General features: G+C 74.9%; 11 protein-coding genes and 1 pseudogene. 5 read left to right on the forward strand and 7 right to left on the reverse strand.

All coding sequences use genetic code 11. The features are described 5' to 3' along the window. Window positions 1-9: 9 nt before the first annotated feature. Window positions 10-1,563 (forward strand): GMC family oxidoreductase, encoded by a 1,554-nt coding sequence (locus ACIGYR_RS21245; protein ID WP_399600332.1) that lies wholly within the window; start codon window positions 10-12, stop codon window positions 1,561-1,563. Between the two features lie 286 nt (window positions 1,564-1,849). Here ACIGYR_RS21245 and ACIGYR_RS21250 read toward each other — a convergent pair whose 3' ends face one another. The 4 genes from ACIGYR_RS21250 to ACIGYR_RS21265 all read right to left on the reverse strand — a co-directional run bounded on the left by ACIGYR_RS21250 (window position 1,850) and on the right by ACIGYR_RS21265 (window position 10,035). Then, window positions 1,850-6,502, reverse strand: a complete 4,653-nt coding sequence (locus ACIGYR_RS21250) for a hypothetical protein (protein ID WP_399600334.1) — start codon at window positions 6,500-6,502, stop codon at window positions 1,850-1,852. A gap of 37 nt (window positions 6,503-6,539) precedes the next feature. Then, entirely contained in the window at window positions 6,540-7,418 is an 879-nt protein-coding gene (locus tag ACIGYR_RS21255) for a hypothetical protein (protein ID WP_399600337.1), read from the reverse strand. A 112-nt stretch (window positions 7,419-7,530) separates the two neighbouring features. Further along, on the reverse strand, window positions 7,531-9,060 hold the full coding sequence (locus ACIGYR_RS21260; protein ID WP_399600339.1) for a hypothetical protein: 1,530 nt from the start codon (window positions 9,058-9,060) through the stop codon (window positions 7,531-7,533). A 273-nt stretch (window positions 9,061-9,333) separates the two neighbouring features. Beyond that, window positions 9,334-10,035 carry a GntR family transcriptional regulator gene (locus ACIGYR_RS21265; protein WP_391844850.1) on the reverse strand — a complete coding sequence of 234 codons (702 nt, stop codon included), beginning with the start codon at window positions 10,033-10,035 and terminating at the stop codon, window positions 9,334-9,336. A 126-nt stretch (window positions 10,036-10,161) separates the two neighbouring features. On the opposite strand from ACIGYR_RS21265, the gene ACIGYR_RS21270 reads away from it, so the two are divergent. The 4 genes from ACIGYR_RS21270 (at window position 10,162) to ACIGYR_RS21285 (ending at window position 14,032) form a co-directional block, all read left to right on the forward strand. Further along, window positions 10,162-11,484 carry an MFS transporter gene (locus tag ACIGYR_RS21270; RefSeq protein ID WP_399600342.1) on the forward strand — a complete coding sequence of 441 codons (1,323 nt, stop codon included), beginning with the start codon at window positions 10,162-10,164 and terminating at the stop codon, window positions 11,482-11,484. Window positions 11,485-11,605: 121 nt separating this feature from the next. After that, entirely contained in the window at window positions 11,606-12,364 is a 759-nt protein-coding gene (locus tag ACIGYR_RS21275) for a LamB/YcsF family protein (RefSeq protein WP_399600344.1), read from the forward strand. After that, the gene (locus ACIGYR_RS21280; protein ID WP_399600347.1) at window positions 12,361-12,978 is read left to right on the forward strand and encodes an allophanate hydrolase subunit 1; all 618 of its coding nucleotides are present in this window, start codon (window positions 12,361-12,363) and stop codon (window positions 12,976-12,978) included. The genes ACIGYR_RS21275 and ACIGYR_RS21280 overlap by 4 nt, the downstream gene beginning before the upstream one ends. 184 nt (window positions 12,979-13,162) lie before the next feature. Then, window positions 13,163-14,032 (forward strand): biotin-dependent carboxyltransferase family protein, encoded by an 870-nt coding sequence (locus tag ACIGYR_RS21285; RefSeq protein WP_399600350.1) that lies wholly within the window; start codon window positions 13,163-13,165, stop codon window positions 14,030-14,032. A 122-nt stretch (window positions 14,033-14,154) separates the two neighbouring features. Here the strand turns inward: ACIGYR_RS21285 and ACIGYR_RS21290 are convergent. From ACIGYR_RS21290 to ACIGYR_RS21300, 3 genes and pseudogenes are all read right to left on the reverse strand, one after another. Continuing rightward, window positions 14,155-14,979, reverse strand: a pseudogene (locus tag ACIGYR_RS21290) (SGNH/GDSL hydrolase family protein); the annotation flags it as partial. Further along, the gene (locus ACIGYR_RS21295; RefSeq protein ID WP_399600352.1) at window positions 14,976-16,151 is read right to left on the reverse strand and encodes a glycosyltransferase; all 1,176 of its coding nucleotides are present in this window, start codon (window positions 16,149-16,151) and stop codon (window positions 14,976-14,978) included. The gene ACIGYR_RS21295 and the pseudogene ACIGYR_RS21290, both read right to left, overlap by 4 nt. Continuing rightward, a complete protein-coding gene (locus tag ACIGYR_RS21300) occupies window positions 16,148-17,275 on the reverse strand; it encodes a glycosyltransferase family 4 protein (protein WP_399600354.1) in 1,128 nt (375 codons plus the stop codon). The genes ACIGYR_RS21295 and ACIGYR_RS21300 overlap by 4 nt, the downstream gene beginning before the upstream one ends. Window positions 17,276-17,566 lie beyond the last annotated feature (291 nt).

Raw genomic sequence — 17,566 nt, forward strand, 5'->3', positions numbered from 1 at the left:
GGAGGTCACATGAGCATCGATGAGTTCGACTACGTCGTGGTCGGTGGCGGCACCGCGGGAAACGTCGTGGCCGCCCGGCTCTCCGAGGACCCCTCGGTGACGGTGTGCGTGCTGGAGGCGGGCCCGAGCGACGTCGGCGACGACGACGTCCTCAGGCTGGAGCGCTGGATGGGGCTCCTGGAATCCGGTTACGACTGGGACTACCCGGTCGAACCGCAGGCCGGCGGCAACAGTTTCATGCGGCACGCGCGCGCGAAGGTGCTGGGCGGCTGTTCCTCGCACAACTCCTGTATCGCCTTCTGGGCGCCCGCGGAGGACCTGGACGACTGGGCGGCCACGGGGTGCGCGGGCTGGAGCGCGGCCGACCTGTTCCCGCTCTACCGGCGGCTGGAGAACAACGACGCGCCCGGGGACCACCACGGCCGCACGGGTCCGGTGCGACTGCGCACGCTGAAGGGCGGGGATCCGTGCGGCGCCGCCCTGCTGGAGGCGTGTGCGCAGACCGGCATACCGACGGTCCCGTTCAACACCGGCAGGACGGTGGTGCGCGGGGCGAACTGGTTCCAGATCAACTCCGACGAGAACAACATCCGCCAGTCCTCGTCCGTCGCCTACCTGCACCCGGTACTGGGCAAGCGTCCCAATCTCGACGTCCGGACCGGAGTGCGGGCCAGGAAACTGGTGCTGGAGGGACGGCGGTGCGTCGGCGCCGAGTACCTGGGCCCCGATCTGGTGCACGTCCGCACGGTACGGGCGCGGCGCGAGGTGATCGTCTCGTGCGGCTCGATCGACTCACCGAAGCTGCTCATGCTGTCCGGCATCGGGCCGGCCGGGCATCTGCGCGAGACCGGCATCGAGGTGGTGGCGGACTCCCCCGGCGTCGGCGAGAACCTCCAGGACCACCCGGAGGGAGTGATCATGTGGGAGGCCCGGCAGCCCATGCCCACCACGTCCAGCCAGTGGTGGGAGGCGGGCATCTTCTACGACACCGAGCCCGGCCTTGACCGGCCCGACCTGATGTTCCACTACGGGTCCGTGCCGTTCGACATGAACACCGCGCGCTGGGGCTACCCGACCTCGGAGAACGCCTTCTGCCTCACGCCCAACGTGACGAAGGCGAGGTCGCGCGGCACGGTACGGCTGCGGACGCGGGACTACCGGGACAAACCCAAGGTGGATCCGCGGTACTTCACGCACGAGCACGACGTGCGGGTGATGACGTACGGGCTGAAGCTCGCGCGGAGGATCGCCGCACAGCCCGCGCTGAGCGGCTGGGCGGGCGCCGAGCTGGCACCGGGACCGGACATCAGGACGGACGACGAGCTGCTGGACTACATCCGCAAGACGCACAACACCGTCTACCACCCGTCCTGCACGGTGAAGATGGGCGCCGACGGCGACCCCTCGGCCCCGCTCGACGCGCGACTGCGGGTCAAGGGGGTCGAGGGGCTGCGGGTCGCCGACGGTTCGGTGATGCCGGACCTGATCGCGGTCAATCCGTGCATCACGACGATGATGATCGGCGAGAAGTGCGCGGATCTTCTGAAGGCCGACGCCCACTAGCTCGGCACACAAGGCCGTGCGGCGAATGCGGGCCGGCTGTGGCCGGGCGCGCAGTTCCCCGCACCCCTGACGGGGCGACGCCGCGCGCGCCATCACGGGGCCTCGTCCGCGGCCGGTCACAGACGCCCACCAGCTCGCCGCACAAAGCCGTGCGGCGAGTGCGGGCCGGCTGTGGCCGGGCGCGCAGTTCCCCGCACCCCTGACGGGGCGACGCCGCGCGCGCCTTCACGGGCGTCACCCCATGTGCGCTCATGGGGCGTGGCGATCGCGCTGGTTCTTGTGCTCCTTACGTGGTGCTCGGTGCCGGTTTCTTGAACATCCGGGTCGCCGTGATCTCGCTGCGCACCGTTTCTCCGGCCTGGGGCTGCTGGGGCAGACCGGGCCGGAGGTGCTCCTCCACGCTGATGTACTTCAGCCCCGCCCTGAGGTCGGCGTCGTTGCGCAGCCGGATGACCAGGGGGAACTCGGCCAGCGCGGTGGTGTCGAACAGGCCGGTGGTGTACAGCAGCTGGACGCCCAGCGCGTCGGACACGGCCCGCTGGAGCTCCAGCAGGTACGTGGCGTTGGCGCGGCCGATCGGGTTGTCCAGGAACAGCGTGCCGGCATGCCGGTGCTTGTCCCGCCCCCGGTCGTTCGACCGCAGCGCGGCCATCGTGCAGTACAGGGCGATGGCGGCGGTGAGCAGCTGGCCGCCCGAGAACACGTCGCCCATCTGGCCCACGGGGACGCGTTCGGCGCGCAGTACGGCGTCGGGCTTGAGGATCTCCACGGCCACGCCCTTGGGCTGGAGTGCCGCCGCGACGCCGCGCAGCAGCAGGGACATGCCGTCGCGGCGCAGGTCGGAGTTCTTCCGGACGGCCGCGCGCGTGGCCTCGTCGATGACCTCGCCGAGCCGTTCGGTGAGCGTGGCCTGGTCGGGCTCCTCGAAGCGGATGCGCAGGAACTCCTGCCCGGACCACTCGCCGAGTCCTTCCGGCAGCCGGGAGAGCCGCTGAGCGGACCTCAGGGTCGCCAGGGACGTCTCCACGAGGCCGCGCAGCCGGTCCACGATCGAGTCCCGGTTGCGCTCCAGCTGGGCCAGCTCGTCCGTCAGGACGCGCAGCCGGGGAGCGAACGCGTCCGCCCACTTCTGCGCGTGCTCGGGCAGTGCGGAGGCGGGCAGTTCGCGGATCTGCTGCCGGGCCGGGGTACGGACCTGCTCGTAGCGCGTGGAGTTGGCGTGCCGGACGAGGACGTCGCTCGCCTCGCGCACGGCCGCCTCGGCGGCGGACAGGTCGGCGGCGCAGCCGCGCAGCGAGCGGCGGGCCTCGGCGGCGGAGTGCCGGGCCTCCTCCAGGCTGCCAGGGTACGGCTCTGGCTCCTCCTGCTCCTCCTCGGGGACGTGCTCGCGCAGCAGGTCGCGGAGCATCGCGGCGATCTCGTCGAAGCCGCCGGCCGCGTCCTCGGCGGCGCGGTGGGCGTCCAGCAGCTCCGCGTGCGCCTCCCGGGCCTCCGCGAGTGCCTCGGTGCGGGCGGCGAGTTCGGCCGTGGCGGTGCGCAGCAGCGCCTGGGCGTGCTCGGCGTCGCGCGGCACGAGCTCCGCCGGCAGCTCGGTGTGCGCCTCGCCTTCCCCGGGCGCGTGCCGTTCCGCCTCGCCACGCAGCCGGCCGAGCTGTTCGCTCCCGGTGGACATGCGGGTCTCCAGGAGCTGCACCAGCTCTTCCGCGCGCGCGGCGGCGGCCTGCCGGGAGGGCCCGTCGGAGCCGTCGGGGGACTCCAGCAACTGCTCGGCACGGTTGCGGACCTTGTTGCTGAGCCGGTCCAGTTCGGCGCGGGCGGCGCTCTCGTCGCTCTCCGCGCGGGCCTGCTCGGCGCGCAGGTCGGCGCCGACGCCGACCTTCTCGTACAGCTGGGAGGCGGCCCGGTACGCCTCGCGCAGGGCGGGCAGGGACGCCTTCGAGGCGTCGGGCTCCTCGACGGGTACGTCGTCGGGGGCGCCGGCGATCTCGGACCGCTCGGCGCGCAGGGCGCGCGCGGTGCGGCGGGCGTCGTCGGCGGCCCGCTGGGCGGCACGGCGGTCCTCGTCGGCGGCGCGGGCGCGCTCCAGGCACGACTGGGCGCGGGCCTCGGACTCGGCCGCCTCGTCGGCGAGTTCGCGCAGTTTCACCTGCCAGCCGGCGCGCTCGCGCAGCCGGAAGGCGAGGCCGGCGAGGGCGTCGGCGGCACGCCGGGCCTTCTGCGCGGCTTCCTGGCGCTCGTCGCGGATCTGTGCGGCCTCGGCCGCGGCCTCGTCGGCCTCGGCGCGCACGGTCCGCGCCTCGGCGAGTTCGGCCTCGGTCTCCTCGGCGAACGCGCGGGTCTCCTCCGCGGCGCGGGTCAGCTCGCCGAGGCGCCCGGCGGGGCAGCCGGTGCGCCAGGAGGCGAGTCGCGCCGCCAGTTCGCGGTCCTTGCCGAGGCGGGCGGCGAGGGAACGGATCTCCTCGTCGCGCTCGGTGGCCCGCGCGCGCAGTGCCTGCCGTTCCTCGTCGGCGGCGTGCTCGTCGTGCATGGCCGGGTTCGGCGGCACGAGGAACACGTCGCCCGGGGTGGCGCCCGCGGCGGGGGGCGGGGCGAGCAGCGCGGCGGCGGTGCCGACGGCGACCGCGGAGCGTGGCAGCAGGGCGGCGTCGCCGAGGGCCTCGCGGGCACGGGCGTGCGAGGCCGGGTCGGTGATGATCACGCCGTCGACGAGTTCGGGGCGGGCGGCGAGCACGCGCGCGTGGTCGGCCGGGTCGACGGCCTGGGCGAGGTAGCGCCAGCCGGGCAGTGCCGGGATGCCGTGCTCGCCGAGGAACTCCACGGTGGCCAGGACGTCGGGGCCGGGCGGCAGCAGGCCGCCGTCACCGAGGGCGCCGAGGATCCGGGAGTCGTCGGCGGCGGCCGTCCGCAGGTCGAACAGGTGCCGTTCGGCGGTCGACACGGCGTTGTCGAGGAGTGCGCGCAACTCGTCGGCGAAACGGTCGAGTTCCTCGGGCCCGAGCGCGTCCTCGTCGACGGCACGAGGGGTCCCCGCGGGGGCCGGGGTGCCGTCGTCCGCTCCGGTCCGGGGGCCGGGCACGCGAACCGCGGCGGGTGCGCCCGGCAGACTCAGCAGCTCCGCCAGCCGCTCCTCGGCGGCCAGGGCCTCGGCGAGGCGCCGCTCGGCCTCATGGGACCGCTCGGCGGAGGTGGCCGCGTCGGCCGCGCGGGCCGCCGTCAGCTCCGCGCGGGACTCGGCGGAAGCGGCCTCGCGCGCATGCTCGGCGGCCTTGCGGGCGGCCTCGCGAGCCGCGTCCCAGGCGGCCACCGCGGTCTTCTCGGCGTCGCTGGCGGCGAGCGCGGCCCGCGCCGGGTCGGCGTCCGGGGCGCTGTCGTCGAGCCAGCCCGCGCGGACCGCCTCGGCGGTCTCCTGTTCGACCTCGGCGAGTCGCTGGCGCAGGTGTCCGACCTCGCTGCGGGCCCGCTGCGCCTCGGTGGCGGCGGAGGTGGAGTCCCGGTAGGCGCAGTCGCTGACCTCCTGCAGAGCGGCGGAACGCTCCTCCTCCTCGTTGGCGAGGGTCTCGGCGCTCTCGGCGGCTGCGTGCAGGGCGCGTACGAGGTCCACGGCGGCCTTGGCGCGGGCTGCGAGCGCGGGGGCCGCGTCCCGTTCGGCCTCCTGGATGGCGGCGGACACGCGCGCGACACGGTCGGCGGCGGCGCGGTGGCGCAGCACGACCTCGGCGGCCTGCCAGGCGGCGTGCAGGGTGCGGGCGTCGGCCAGCTCGCGTTTCTGCGCGGCGGCGGACTTCTCGGCGGCGGCGAGCGCCAGCGAGGCGTGCCGGTAGGCGAGTTCGGCGGCGATCAGGGCGCTGCGCTCGCGGGCGCCCTCGGAGTGCGTGACGGCGTACGCGGCGGCCGTGACCCGCTGGGCGAGGTCGGCGGCCCGGACCCGTTCCCGTACGGCCCGCGCGGAGAGCCGCCGGGCCAGCGTACGGGTACGGCGCTCGGCGCCCGCGTGGACGTCACGCGCGCGTGCACGCGTCTCGGCCGCCTCGACGATCCGGCCGAGCAGGTCGACCGAGCCGGCGGTGAAGTCCCGCTCGGCGATCAGCTCGGCGCGCCGGCCCAGCTTGTTGCCGAAGCCGCTGACGAGGTCGGCGAGGCCGTCGGTGTCGCGGGTGTCGGTGACGGCGCGCAGCAGCAGGTCGGTGAAGTCGGAGTCCTTCTTGACCGCGAAGAGACCGGCCGCCTCGCCCTCGTCGGCGTTCATCTCGCGCTGGTAGCGGAAGAGTTCGGGGTCGAGGCCGAGGTCGCCGAGGTGCTCGATCCAGCGGTCGTGGATCTCCTCCCAGTGCACCTCCAGGTGCGGGTATGCCTTGCCGGCCTCCATGAGGGCGTCGCGGAAGCCCTTCATGGTGCGGCGGCGGCCCTGCGCGCCGGACGTGCCCTCGGCGGGCGGCCGTACGGCGGTGGCCTCGGCGACGGGCAGGTTGTCCAGGCTCAGGCCGGGGCCGGGCCGGAAGGAGTACCAGGCCTCGGCGAACTTGCGCGGGTCGTTGGAGACCTGCCGCCCGCGCCACTCGCTGACCTTGCCGACGACCACGCACTCGCCGGTCTGCACGTGCTGCCACTCCAGGGCCACATGGCCGCAGTCGTCGGCGAGCAGGAACTTGCGCAGCACCCCGGAGCTGGCGCCGCCCAGGGTGTTGCGGTGGCCCGGCAGCATCACCGAGAAGATCAGCTTGAGCAGGACGGACTTTCCGCCGCCGTTCTCCAGGAAGAGCACGCCCGCGGGTGCGGGCCGGCGCGGCGGACCGGAGGGTTCCTCCTCGAAGAACTCCGCCTGCGTGGGCGCCGGGTCGGGCACGGGCTCGCCCACACCCCGCAGGTCAAGCACGGTGTCGGCGTAGCGCGCACCGGCGGGACCGATGGAGTAGAGGCGGACCCGGGACAGCTCGTACATGGCGGACTCTCGTAAGTCTGGTGACAGGTGCGGTGGTTCAGGAGTGGAACGGCAGGCCGGCGTCGGCCACCAGGTCCAGGTCGTCGGTGTCCTCGGCGGGCAGCAGGGTGGCGGTGCCGTCGGTGACCGGGACGACTCCCAGCTCCAGCAGTTCGGCCAGGGCGGCGCTGCCGGCCAGGTCGCGGACCTGGAGCTGGTAGCGGGCGGTGGTGCGGTACGTGCCGCCGCTGTCGTCGCCGGTGCGCTGCAGGAAGCCGGAGTCGGTGAGGAAGGCGAGGGCCTTCGCCACGATGCCGGTGGTGGAGGCGGCCGGCCGGCGGGCGTCCTTGGTGGCGCCGGTGGCGCTGCGTCTGGCCCAGATCCGCCAGGCGGCCTCCAGGCCGGGGGCGTCGGTGGCCGGGTCGGTGTTCTCGCCCTGCTCCGCGGCGCGCTCCTCCAGGCGGCGGCATGCCTGCCGGACGAAGGCGTCGACGCCGTTGACGGTGACCCGGCCGATGTAGGCGTCGTCGGCCAGGTCCTCGGGGCGCGGGAACGCCAGCGCGGCGGCGGCGAGATGGGCGAGTCCGTGCAGGAAGCGGTCGCCGGAGTCGGCGGTGGTGCGACGCGCGTAGTCGCCCATGCGGACGGCGAAGACGGAGTCCTCGGCGGCGGTCACGGCCATCCCCGCGCGCGGGGACACCTCCAGCACGATGAGTCCGAGGCCGGCGGCGACGGCGTCCGCGAGCCGGGCGAACGCCGGGTCGTCGCGGTGGCGGCGCAGCAACTCGGTGTACTCCTGGTCGCGCGCGGGCGCCAGCTTGGGCTGGAGCCCGAAGGCGACGAGCCGCGCCGCGTCGGCGGCGTCGGCGGGGGTGACGGCGGTGGACGCCGACGGGGCGGACGGCTCCGCCTCACTCCACTCGACGGGCTCGCTCACGGACACAACTCCTCGGTCTTGACTGCATGGCTGGGGACAGGCGCCCCGAAAGGGGCGCGGGGAACTGCGCGACCGGCCGTTTCGGACCCGTACGCACCCACCGGCGGAACCGTCACGCGGCCTCCGTCCGGTCCGCCGCCATCCCCGCCGCGTCCAGCAGCGCGGTCCCCACGATCAGGTCCGCGCCGCCGAACTCGGGGTCGTCCAGTTCGGTCCCGTCGTCCACGGCGAACAGCAGTTTCTCCTCACCCTGCCGGTAGGCGGTGCCGACGGCGGGGCTGGCCGCGTGGACGGCCAACAGGGCGACCAGATAGGCCAGATCGGGGTCGCCGGTGCGCCGGGCCTCGGCGAGCAGCCCCGACAGTCTCCGCGGCGCGTCCGCGGGGAGGTCGAGCAGCTCGGTCGCGGCGGCCAGCTGTTCCTCGCTGAACCGGCTGTCGTCCGGTGTCGCGATCAGATCGGGCTCGGGCATCTCCGCGCCCAGGTGCTCCCGCTCCACGGGCGGCGTCAGCAGTATGTCCACGAGGTCCGCGACCCGGACGGACACCGGGGTGCGCAGTCCCGTCCCGCGCGCGAAGAACGCGTCCGTGACCCGGATCGCCTGCGCCAGGGGCAGCGGCAGGGTGGGGGCGAGAAGGTGGCCGTAGAGGTCGGTGCCGGACGTCGTGGACGGTGCGGCGAAGGCCTGCCGGTCCTGCTCGGCGCGGAACAGCGGGCCCGCCTCCAGCAGGCGGGCCTGAAGCTGGGTGTGGCGCCGGATGCAGTCCTTGACGATGTCGACGAGCTCGGCGGCGCGGCGCTTGTGCTCGGGGTCCTCGGTCTCGTCGCGGGCCTTGCGGATGTTGGTGAGGATGGCGTTCTCGTGACGGTAGCGCTCGGCCACGTGGTCCAGGGCCTCGGTGATCATGTCGGGGACGGCGTTGAGCCAGTCGACCGCGCGGACGTTGCGCCGGGTGGCGTCCAGGGCCCGGCGGAGCGTCTCGGAGTACTGGACCGTGCGGTAGCGGGCCTGCTCGGCGGCCAGCTGGGCATCGGCGAGCCGGCCGCGGTTGATCAGCACCTCGAGCTTGACCTCGGCGGCGATCTGGGCGCTGGTGACGTCCGTGTCGAGGGCGCCGACCAGGACGTTGACCGCCTCGTCCGTGGTGCGCAGGTAGACCGTGCCGCCGGGGCCGGGGACCTCTTCGACGAGCTTGAAGTCGTAGTCACGGCGGACGTACGTGCCGTCCGGCGCGAAGGTGCCGTAGACGGCGCGGAAGCCGCGGTCGACGCTGCCGACGTTGATCAGGTTCTCCAGGACCCAGCGGGCCACGCGCTCGTGTTCGGCGGCGGCCCGGTGCGGGGCCTGGGCGGCGATGCGCGGGACCAGCCGGGCCACGATCTGCTCGTGGTCGGCGCCCGTGTCGAAGTCCATGTTCAGGGTGACCAGGTCGATGGCGGCCAGCGCCACCTCGGCCATCCCGTACACCGAGTACTCGCCGGCCAGGTTGGCCTTGCGCGCGTCCAGGTCGTGCAGCGGCGCGGTGCAGGCGAGCGCGCGCAGCCGACGCGCCAGCCCCTCGTCGGCGGCCGGACCCGAAGCCGGGCGCGGTCCCGCGCTGAGCTGGGGCGGCACACTGTCCGTCGATGCAGGCGAAGTCACGGTGCACAGATTAGGTCCTCGGTCTGACATCGGCCCAAACGGCGCGGATGGCACCACCGGGGCCGGGCAGCGCGGATCGCCGTCCCCGGTGCGCGCCGATCGCGAATGGTCGCGGCTGGTCGCGGGGCCGGGCAGCGCGGATCGCCGCCCCGGACGCGCGTCGATCACCGTCCCGGGAGCGCGCCGATCGCGGCTGGTCGCGGGGCCGGGTACCGCGGATCGCCCTCCGGGGAGCGCGCCGATCGCGGCTGGTCGCGCGGCGTTCCGCGCCCCCTATGGCGCGCTGTCCTCGCCGACCCGGCGGCGGTAGACCTCGACCACCCGCTCCAGCGAGTCGGCGAAATAGGTCTCCAGCAGCCGCGCCGCGCCGCGCCGGTCGCCGGCCTGCAGTGTGCGCAGGATCTCGCGGTTGCGGACGAGGTACGGCTCGTGCAGCCGGCGCGGGTCGTCCACGACGTGGAAGGCGAGCCGCAGCTCGGCGAAGACGCTGCGCATCAGCTCGTCGGTGCGCTCGCTGCCGGCGAGGGCGACCAGTTCCCGGTGGAAGTGGATGTTGGAGGTGCCCAGCGCTTTCCAGTCACTGTCGACGGCCGCCTGCTCGCCCTCGGCGACCGCCTCGGCCAGCCCCTGGAGCGGGTACGGCGGCTCACCCAGACCACGGACGACGGCACACTCGACGAGGGAGCGCGTGCGGTAGATGTCCTCGACGTCCTCGACGGTGAGGACCCGGACGAACACGCCCCGGTTCAGCTCGTGGATGAGCAGGCGCTCGTGGGTGAGCAGCCGGAACGCCTCCCGCAGGGTGTTGCGGGAGACGCCGAGCGCCCCGCCGATGCTGTCCTCCGACAGCCGGGTGCCGGGCGGGAAGTAGCCCTCGGAGATGCGGCTCCTGAGGATGTCCGAAACCCGCTCAGCGGTGCTGGTACGGCCCAGAAGGGCACGGTCGCCGGCCAGTCCCGTCAGCTGCTCTGCCATGCCCGGAATTCAATCGCAGACACCAGAACGAGACAACGTGGGTATTGAAGGATCGTTGAACGATCCTCTACGGTGCTCCGCACGGCTCACTTCCCCGCACCCTCCGTCCCCTTCTGCGAGGTGCCCATGAGCACGACTCCACCGCCTCGGTCCGCGCCTCCCGCCGGTGTCCGGCCGGCGCGCGGCGAACGCTCCGCCGAGGACGGCGCGTTCGGCTGGCTGCACGCCCTCGGCCCGCGCGGACGGCGGGCGTTCGCCGGAGCTTTCGGCGGATATGCCCTGGATTCCTACGACTACTTCACCCTGCCGCTGAGCATGGTTGCGCTCGCGTCGTACTTCGGTCTCGACAGCGGCCAGACCGGCCTGTTCACCACCGTCACGCTGGTGGTCTCGGCGGTCGGCGGCGCCGTGGCGGGCGTGGTCGCGGACCGCGTCGGCCGGGTCCGGGCCCTGATGATCACGGTGGTCACGTACGCCGTCTTCACCGTCGCCTGCGGCTTCGCGCCCACCTACGAGACCCTTCTGGTCTTCCGCGCCCTCCAGGGCCTCGGCTTCGGCGGCGAGTGGGCGGTCGGCGCGATCCTGGTCGCCGAGTACACGACCGCACGCCACCGGGGCCGTACGCTCGGCGCGGTCCAGAGTTCCTGGGCGGTCGGCTGGGCACTGGCGGCGGTCGTCTACACGCTGGTGTTCTCCTTCGCCGACGACGACCTGGCCTGGCGGGTGATGTTCTGGACCGGCGCGCTGCCGGCGCTGTTCGTGGTGTGGCTGCGCCGGCGGGTGCACGATGCCCCCACGGCGACGGCGGCCCGCGAACAGGACCCGCGGCGCGGCTCGTTCGCGGCGATCTTCCGGCGGGGCCGGGACGGCGACCCGGGCCTGCTGCGCACCACGCTCTTCGCGAGCCTGCTGTCCACGGGTGTGCAGGGCGGTTACTACACGCTGGCGACCTGGGTGCCGACGTACCTGAAGTCCGAGCGCGGCCTGTCGGTCGTCGGCACCGGCGGCTATCTGACCTTCCTGATCTCCGGCGCCTTCCTCGGCTACCTGACCGGCGGCCGGCTGACCGACCGGCTCGGCCGGCGCGGCAACATCTGGCTGTTCGCGCTGCTGTCGGCGCTGTGCATCCTGGCGTACGCGAACATCCCGCACGGCGCCGACACCTTGCTGCTGGTGCTCGGTTTCCCGCTCGGCTTCTGCATGTCGGCCATCTTCAGCGGTTTCGGCTCCTACCTGAGCGAGCTGTACCCGACGGCGGTGCGCGGCACGGGGCAGGGGTTCACGTACAACACGGGCCGCGCGGTGGGCGCGGTGTTCCCGACCGTGGTGGGCTTCCTCGCCGGCAGCTGGGGCGTGGGCGGTGCGCTGGCCTTCGGCGCGCTCGGCTACGGCCTCGCCGCGCTCGCCCTGCTCGGACTGCCCGAGACGCGCGGGAAGGAGCTGGCGTGACCCAGCCGGCGGACCGTCCCGTCACCACGGTCGGCGCCCATGACGCAGGCCGTCCCGCCCGGGACCCGCGCGAGAACCGGAGACACGAGAGCACCATGAGAACCGGAGACACGAGAACGCCATGACCGCGATCGATCTGAACGCCGACCTCGGCGAGGGCTTCGGCCGCTGGCGGCTGACCGAGGACGAACAGCTGCTGTCCGTCGTCACCAGCGCCAACGTGGCCTGCGGCTTCCACGCCGGGGACGCGGCCACCATGCGCCGGGTGTGCCAACTGGCGGCCGAGCGCGGGGTGACGATCGGCGCGCAGGTCTCCTACCGGGACCTGGCCGGGTTCGGGCGGCGCGCGATGGATGTGCCGCCCGTCGAGCTGGCGGCCGAAGTGGCCTACCAGATCGGCGCCTTGGAGGTGTTCGCGCGGGCGGCGGGCGCGCGCGTGGCGTACGTCAAGCCGCACGGCGCGCTCTACAACCGCGTCGTGCACGACGCCGAGCAGGCCCGCGCGGTGATCGAGGGCGTGTGCCTGGCCGATGCCTCGCTGCCGGTGCTCGGTCTGCCCGGTTCGCGGCTGCTGGAGCTGGCCGCGGCGGCGGGGCTGCCGGCCTTCACGGAGGCGTTCGCGGACCGCGCGTACACCGACGAGGGCACACTGGTCCCGCGCGACCGGGAGGGCGCCGTGGTGTCCGATCCGGACGCCGTCGTCGAGCGCTCGGTGAGCCTCGCGCGCTCCGGCACGGTCATCACGCACTCCGGCGCGCGGATCCAGGTGCGCGCCCGGTCGCTGTGCCTGCACGGCGACACCCCCGGCGCGGTGAGCCTGGCCCGGCGGGTGCGCGAGCGGCTGGTGGCGGCCGGCGTGCGCATGGAGGCGTTCGCGTGAGGGCGCTCCCCGTCGGCGACGACGCGCTGCTCGTCGAGGTGTCCTCCGGGGAGGAGGCGCAGGCCCTGCACACCGAACTGTCGCGGCGCCGCGCGGCGGGCGCGCTCACCGTCCGCGAGATCGTCCCGGCGGCCCGTACGGTGCTGCTCGACGGACTGGACGACCCGGCCCGCTGGGCGGCGGAACTGACCACCGTGCGAGTGCCGGAGGCGCCCACGCGCGCGCATGAGCTGATCGAACTGCCCGTGCGCTACGACGGCCCGGACCTCGCGGCGGTCGCCGGGCACTGGGGGGTGACCGAGCGGGAGGCGGTCCGCATCCACGCCGGGGCCGTATTCACGGTGGCCTTCTGCGGTTTCGCCCCCGGCTTCGGCTACCTCACGGGGCTGCCGGACCGCTACGACGTCCCGCGCCGGGCCACCCCGCGCACGGCGGTCCCCGCCGGAGCCGTGGCACTGGCCGGCCCGTACACGGGTGTCTACCCGCGCTCCTCGCCGGGCGGCTGGCAGGTGATCGGCACGACGGACGCGGTCCTGTGGGACCACGCGCGCGTGCCGGCCGCACTGCTGGCGCCGGGGACACACGTGCGGTTCGTACCGGTGGAGGGCCCATGACCGGGTTCCGGACGACCACCTGCACACCCCCGCACCCAGGACCGGCACACGCCACCGTCACTCCCACGCAAGCCCCCGGCCCGCGGACGCCCACGACCCCGACACCGGCGCCCGCACCCGCACCGCCACCCGCACCGGCACCCGCACCGGCCGCCGTACAGGCGGATGCAGCCGAGGAGGGCGCATGACCGATCGCGCGCTCGTCGTCGTGCGTGCCGGGGCGCTGACCACTGTGCAGGACCACGGGCGGCCGGGGTACGCGCATCTCGGCGTGCCCCGTTCCGGGGCCCTCGACCCGTCCGCCGCGGCGCTGGTGAACCGGCTCGTCGGCAATCCGCCGGACGCCGCCGTCCTGGAGACCACCCTCGACGGCTGTGCGCTGCGCCCGCGCTCCACGGTGACCGTCGCGGTCGGCGGCGCGCCCTGCCCGGTGACCGTCGGCGGTCGCCCGGCCGCGTGGGGCGCCCCGGTCGTGGTGCCGGCCGGTGCGCTGCTGGAGGTGGGTACCGCCACGGCCGGCGTACGCGGCTACGTGGCCGTCTCCGGGGGCGTCGCCGCGGAGCCGGTGCTCGGCAGCCGCGCCACCGACCTGCTGTCCGGCCTGGGCCCCGCCCCGCTCGCGGACGGCATGGTGCTGGCGCTGGGCGCCCCGGCAGGCCCTCCCGCGCGCGTGGACGGCACACCGCAGCCGCGTCCGCCCGCCGAGCTCGTGCTCCGGGTGACCCTGGGCCCGCGCGACGACTGGTTCACGGCGCGGGCGGTCCGGGACCTCGCCACGCGCGCGTACCGGGTCTCAGCGGCGAGCAACCGCATCGGGCTGCGCACCGAGGGGGCCGCCCTGGAGCGGGCCCGGTCCGGCGAACTCCCCAGCGAGGGCATGGTCCTCGGTGCGGTCCAGGTACCGCCGGACGGGCGTCCGGTGGTGTTCCTGGCCGACCACCCGACCACCGGTGGCTACCCGGTGATCGCGGTGGTCCGCGCCGCCGACCTGCCGGCCGCCGCGCAGGCGTCGCCCGGCACGCCGGTCCGGTTCGTTCCGGTGCGGCGCCGCTGAGCCCCGGCGGCCTCGGTGGCGGGGCGCTGGGGGCCGGTGGCGGGGCGCTGGGGGCCGGTGGCGGGGCGCTGGGGGCCGGTGGCGGGGCGCTGGGGGCCGGCGGCGGCGTCGATGGCCGTCGGCAGGGCCGCGAGGGCCGCGGAGACCGCCGCCGACGCGCGCAGGTCCAGACGGGCGCTGGTGCCCCGGGCGCGGTGGTGCAGTTCGTCGGCTGCGAGGCGCAGCAGCTGCGGCAACAGGTCGTTGCAGCGCCGCACCAGCCAGCCGGTTCCCGCCGTGGCCAGCCACCACAGGCTCGCCGTGCGGGTCGGCGCGGGGAACTCCGGCTCGTACGAAGGCGGTTGTCCGGTCGCCCGGCCCGCTTCGGCGAGCATGGCGTGGTAGCGGACGGCGAGCAGCCGGTGACCGCGCTCGCCCGGGTGCAGCCGGTCCGCGCTCCACAGGCTGCGGTCGGTGACCCAGACTCCGTCCGCCCCGTGCAGGTGGACGGCACCGTAGCGGTCCGACAGGGCATGCACGACCTCGTTGACGGCCCGCTGCCGGCGGGCCAGCGGTCGCGCCAGGACGTCCGGGAGCCCGAGCATCGCGCCGGGGTCGGGCAGGCAGGCGGTGAGCAAGGTGGCGCCCTGGCGGGCGAAGGCCGCGTACACCTGGTCGAGGTTGGCGGCCACGGCGCGGATGTCGAAGGTGCGGCGCAGGGTGTCGTTGACACCGATGACCACCGACACCAGGTCGGGACGCAGCTCCAGGGCGGCCGGCGTCTGCCGTGCCAGCACGTCCCCGGTCTGTGCCCCGCTGACCGCGAGGTTGGTGAACCGCACGTGCTCGCCGTCCGTGGCGAGGGAGGCCGCCAGCAGCGCGGCCCAGCCCCGCCATCCCGCCCCGAGCGGGTCGCCCACGCCCTCCGTCAGCGAGTCCCCGAGGGCGACGAAACGGACGGGTCTCATGCCGCGGCCCCCGGCAGGGCGGGACGGGAGCCCGTACGGCGCAGGACCTCCGCGTCGTGTGCCGCCAGGAACGCCTCCACGGCCGCTCCCCAGCCGAAGCACTCCGCACGCGCGCGTGCCGCCTCCCGCCGTTCGGGCTCGCCGCGGTCCAGGAGCTGCTCCACGGCGTCCGCGAACGCCCCACCGGTGCCGGCCGCGGTGGTACCGGCGGACCCGATGACCTCGGGCAGCGCGGACGAGGCGCTCGCCACCACGGGCGTGCCGCACGCCATGGCCTCCAGTGCGGCCAGTCCGAAGGTCTCGGCGGGCCCGGGCGCGAGGCACACGTCGGCGGACGCCTGGAGCGCGCCCAGCGCGGCCCGGTCCGAGACGTGCCCCAGGAAGGTCACCGGGAGCCCGCGGTCCCGCGCGCGCTGCTCCAGCCGGTCCCGCAGGGGCCCGTCCCCGGCGACCACGAGCACCGCCCGCCGCCGGCGGCGCAGCAGTGCCTCCAGGGCGTCCAGGGCCGTGCCGGGGCGCTTCTCGACCGACAGCCGGGAGGCCATCACGAGCAGTGCCTCGTCCGCGCGCGCGTAGCGGGCACGCAGCCCGGGATCGTGCAGGGCGGGGTGGCGTTCCATCAGGTCGACGCCCAGCGGGGCGCGTACGACGTTGCGCGCGCCGATGCGCACGAACTCGCGCTCGGCGAACTCGGTGGTGCACACCACCCGTGAGTAGACGTGTGCGGTCCGCGTGTTGAGGGAGTCGGCGGTACGCCGGGCGAGCTGCTCGGGCAGGCCCCAGGTGCGCAGCACGCCGTCGGCGGTCTCGTGGGAGACCATCACGGCGGGTACGCGCGCGCGGCGGGCCCAGCGGCCGGTCCAGCGCAGGGTGGTGCGGTCGGAGACCTCCAGGCGGTCCGGGGCCAGCTCCTCCAGGAGGGCGGCCACCCGCCGCTTGTCGGTGAGGACCCGGTAGCCGCCGGTGCCGGGCAGCAGCGGGCCGGGCAGGGTGATGACGCGGCCCTGCTCGGTGTGGCGGTCGGTGTGCCGTTCGCCGGGGACGATCAGGACCGGGTCGTGGCCCGCGGCCAGGAAGCCCTTGCCGAGTTCGCGCAGGGCGGTGCGCAGGCCGCCGGAGGCGGGCGCGACGAAGTTGGCGAGGCGGACGATGCGCAGGGACCGGCCGGTCATGCCGCCACCGCCGTCTTCCGTGCCGCGAGCACGTCGTCGTAGTGGGTTATCAGCTGGTCTCCGACGGCGGCCCAGGTGCGGCCCTCGACCATGGCGCGGGCGGCGGCGCCGTACGCTGCACGCCGTTCGGGTTCGGCGGCCAGGGCACGGACGGCTTCCTGGACGGCGGCGGCATCACGTGGCGGGACGAGCAGACCGGTGCGGCCGTGGGCGACCAGGTCGAGCGGGCCGCCGGCGGCGGGTGCGACGACCGGCACGCCGCTGGCCATGGCCTCCTGAACCGTCTGGCAGAAGGTCTCGAAGGGGCCGGTGTGCGCGAACACGTCCAGCGAGGCGAAGATCCGGGCCAGCTCGTCGCCGGTACGACGGCCCAGGAAGACGGCGCCGGGCAGGGCCTCGGACAGGTGCGCCTGGCTGGGGCCGTCGCCCACGACCACGACCCGGACGCCGGGCAGCCCGCAGACTCCGGAGAGGAGTTCGACGTGCTTCTCAGGAGCGAGCCGGCCGACGTAGCCGACGATCAGTTCCCCGTTCGGGGCGAGTTCGCGGCGCAGCGCCTCGTCACGGTGCGCCGGCCGGAAACGCGCGGTGTCCACGCCCCGCGGCCACAGTCGTACCCGGGGTACGCCGTGCGTCTCCAGATCGGCCTGGGCGGCGGTGGACGGGGCCAGGGTGCGGTCGGCGGCGACGTGCACGGAGCGGATCCGCCGCCAGGCGGCGGCCTCTCCGGCACCCATGTAGGTGCGGGCGTAACCGGCCAGGTCGGTCTGGTAGACGGCGACGGCGGGGAGGCCGAGCCGGGCGGCGGCGGCCATGCCACGGACGCCGAGGACGAAGGGACTGGCCAGATGGACCACGTCGGGGCGGTGTGCGACAAGGGCCGCGGCGAGGCGTCGGCTGGGCAGGGCGACGCGGACCTGGGGGTAGCCGGGGAGCGGGAGGGAAGGGACCCGGACGACCGGGCACGGGGCGTCCGTGTCCGGGCCGCTGCCGGGTGCGGGGGCGGGGGCGACGACGAGCGGGTGGTGACCGCGATCTACGAGGTGCCGGGCGGTCTGGAGCGCGCAGTGGGCCACGCCGTTCACATCGGGGGGAAAGGATTCGGTCACGATGACGACACGCATACGGGTGTTGTCGCCGCGCAGGACGTGCCCGCGTCAACTTCGATCTGTCCGCGCGGGGAACGTCCCATGAGCGTTGGACTGCGCACCCGAGCAGGTCAGGCTGCCGTCATGGCCGCCTGACCTGCGGGCCATCCGGTGTTCACACGCCGGGCGGTCGTCCGCCCCGGACGACGGCGTGAGCGGGTCCCGGCCGACGTGCGCCCCGGCCGAGCCGGGGTTTCAGCCGACACGGAGTTCAGCCGACGCGGGCCCCATGGGCGCCCCCCGCGCCCCCGCGGCGACTCGGCCGGG

It is taken from the genome of Streptomyces sp. NPDC053076, from assembly GCF_044546845.1.
Lineage (GTDB): Bacteria > Actinomycetota > Actinomycetes > Streptomycetales > Streptomycetaceae > Streptomyces.

Excerpts from the sequence above, each read along its gene's own strand:
- ACIGYR_RS21265 (WP_391844850.1), bottom strand. The coding sequence starts at position 10,035 with ATGGCAGAGCAGCTGACGGGACTGGCCGGCGACCGTGCCCTTCTGGGC.
- ACIGYR_RS21295 (WP_399600352.1), bottom strand. The coding sequence starts at position 16,151 with ATGACCGGCCGGTCCCTGCGCATCGTCCGCCTCGCCAACTTCGTCGCG.
- ACIGYR_RS21270 (WP_399600342.1), top strand. The coding sequence starts at position 10,162 with ATGAGCACGACTCCACCGCCTCGGTCCGCGCCTCCCGCCGGTGTCCGG.
- ACIGYR_RS21275 (WP_399600344.1), top strand. The coding sequence starts at position 11,606 with ATGACCGCGATCGATCTGAACGCCGACCTCGGCGAGGGCTTCGGCCGC.
- ACIGYR_RS21300 (WP_399600354.1), bottom strand. The coding sequence starts at position 17,275 with ATGCGTGTCGTCATCGTGACCGAATCCTTTCCCCCCGATGTGAACGGC.
- ACIGYR_RS21250 (WP_399600334.1), bottom strand. The coding sequence starts at position 6,502 with ATGTACGAGCTGTCCCGGGTCCGCCTCTACTCCATCGGTCCCGCCGGT.
- ACIGYR_RS21285 (WP_399600350.1), top strand. The coding sequence starts at position 13,163 with ATGACCGATCGCGCGCTCGTCGTCGTGCGTGCCGGGGCGCTGACCACT.
- ACIGYR_RS21245 (WP_399600332.1), top strand. The coding sequence starts at position 10 with ATGAGCATCGATGAGTTCGACTACGTCGTGGTCGGTGGCGGCACCGCG.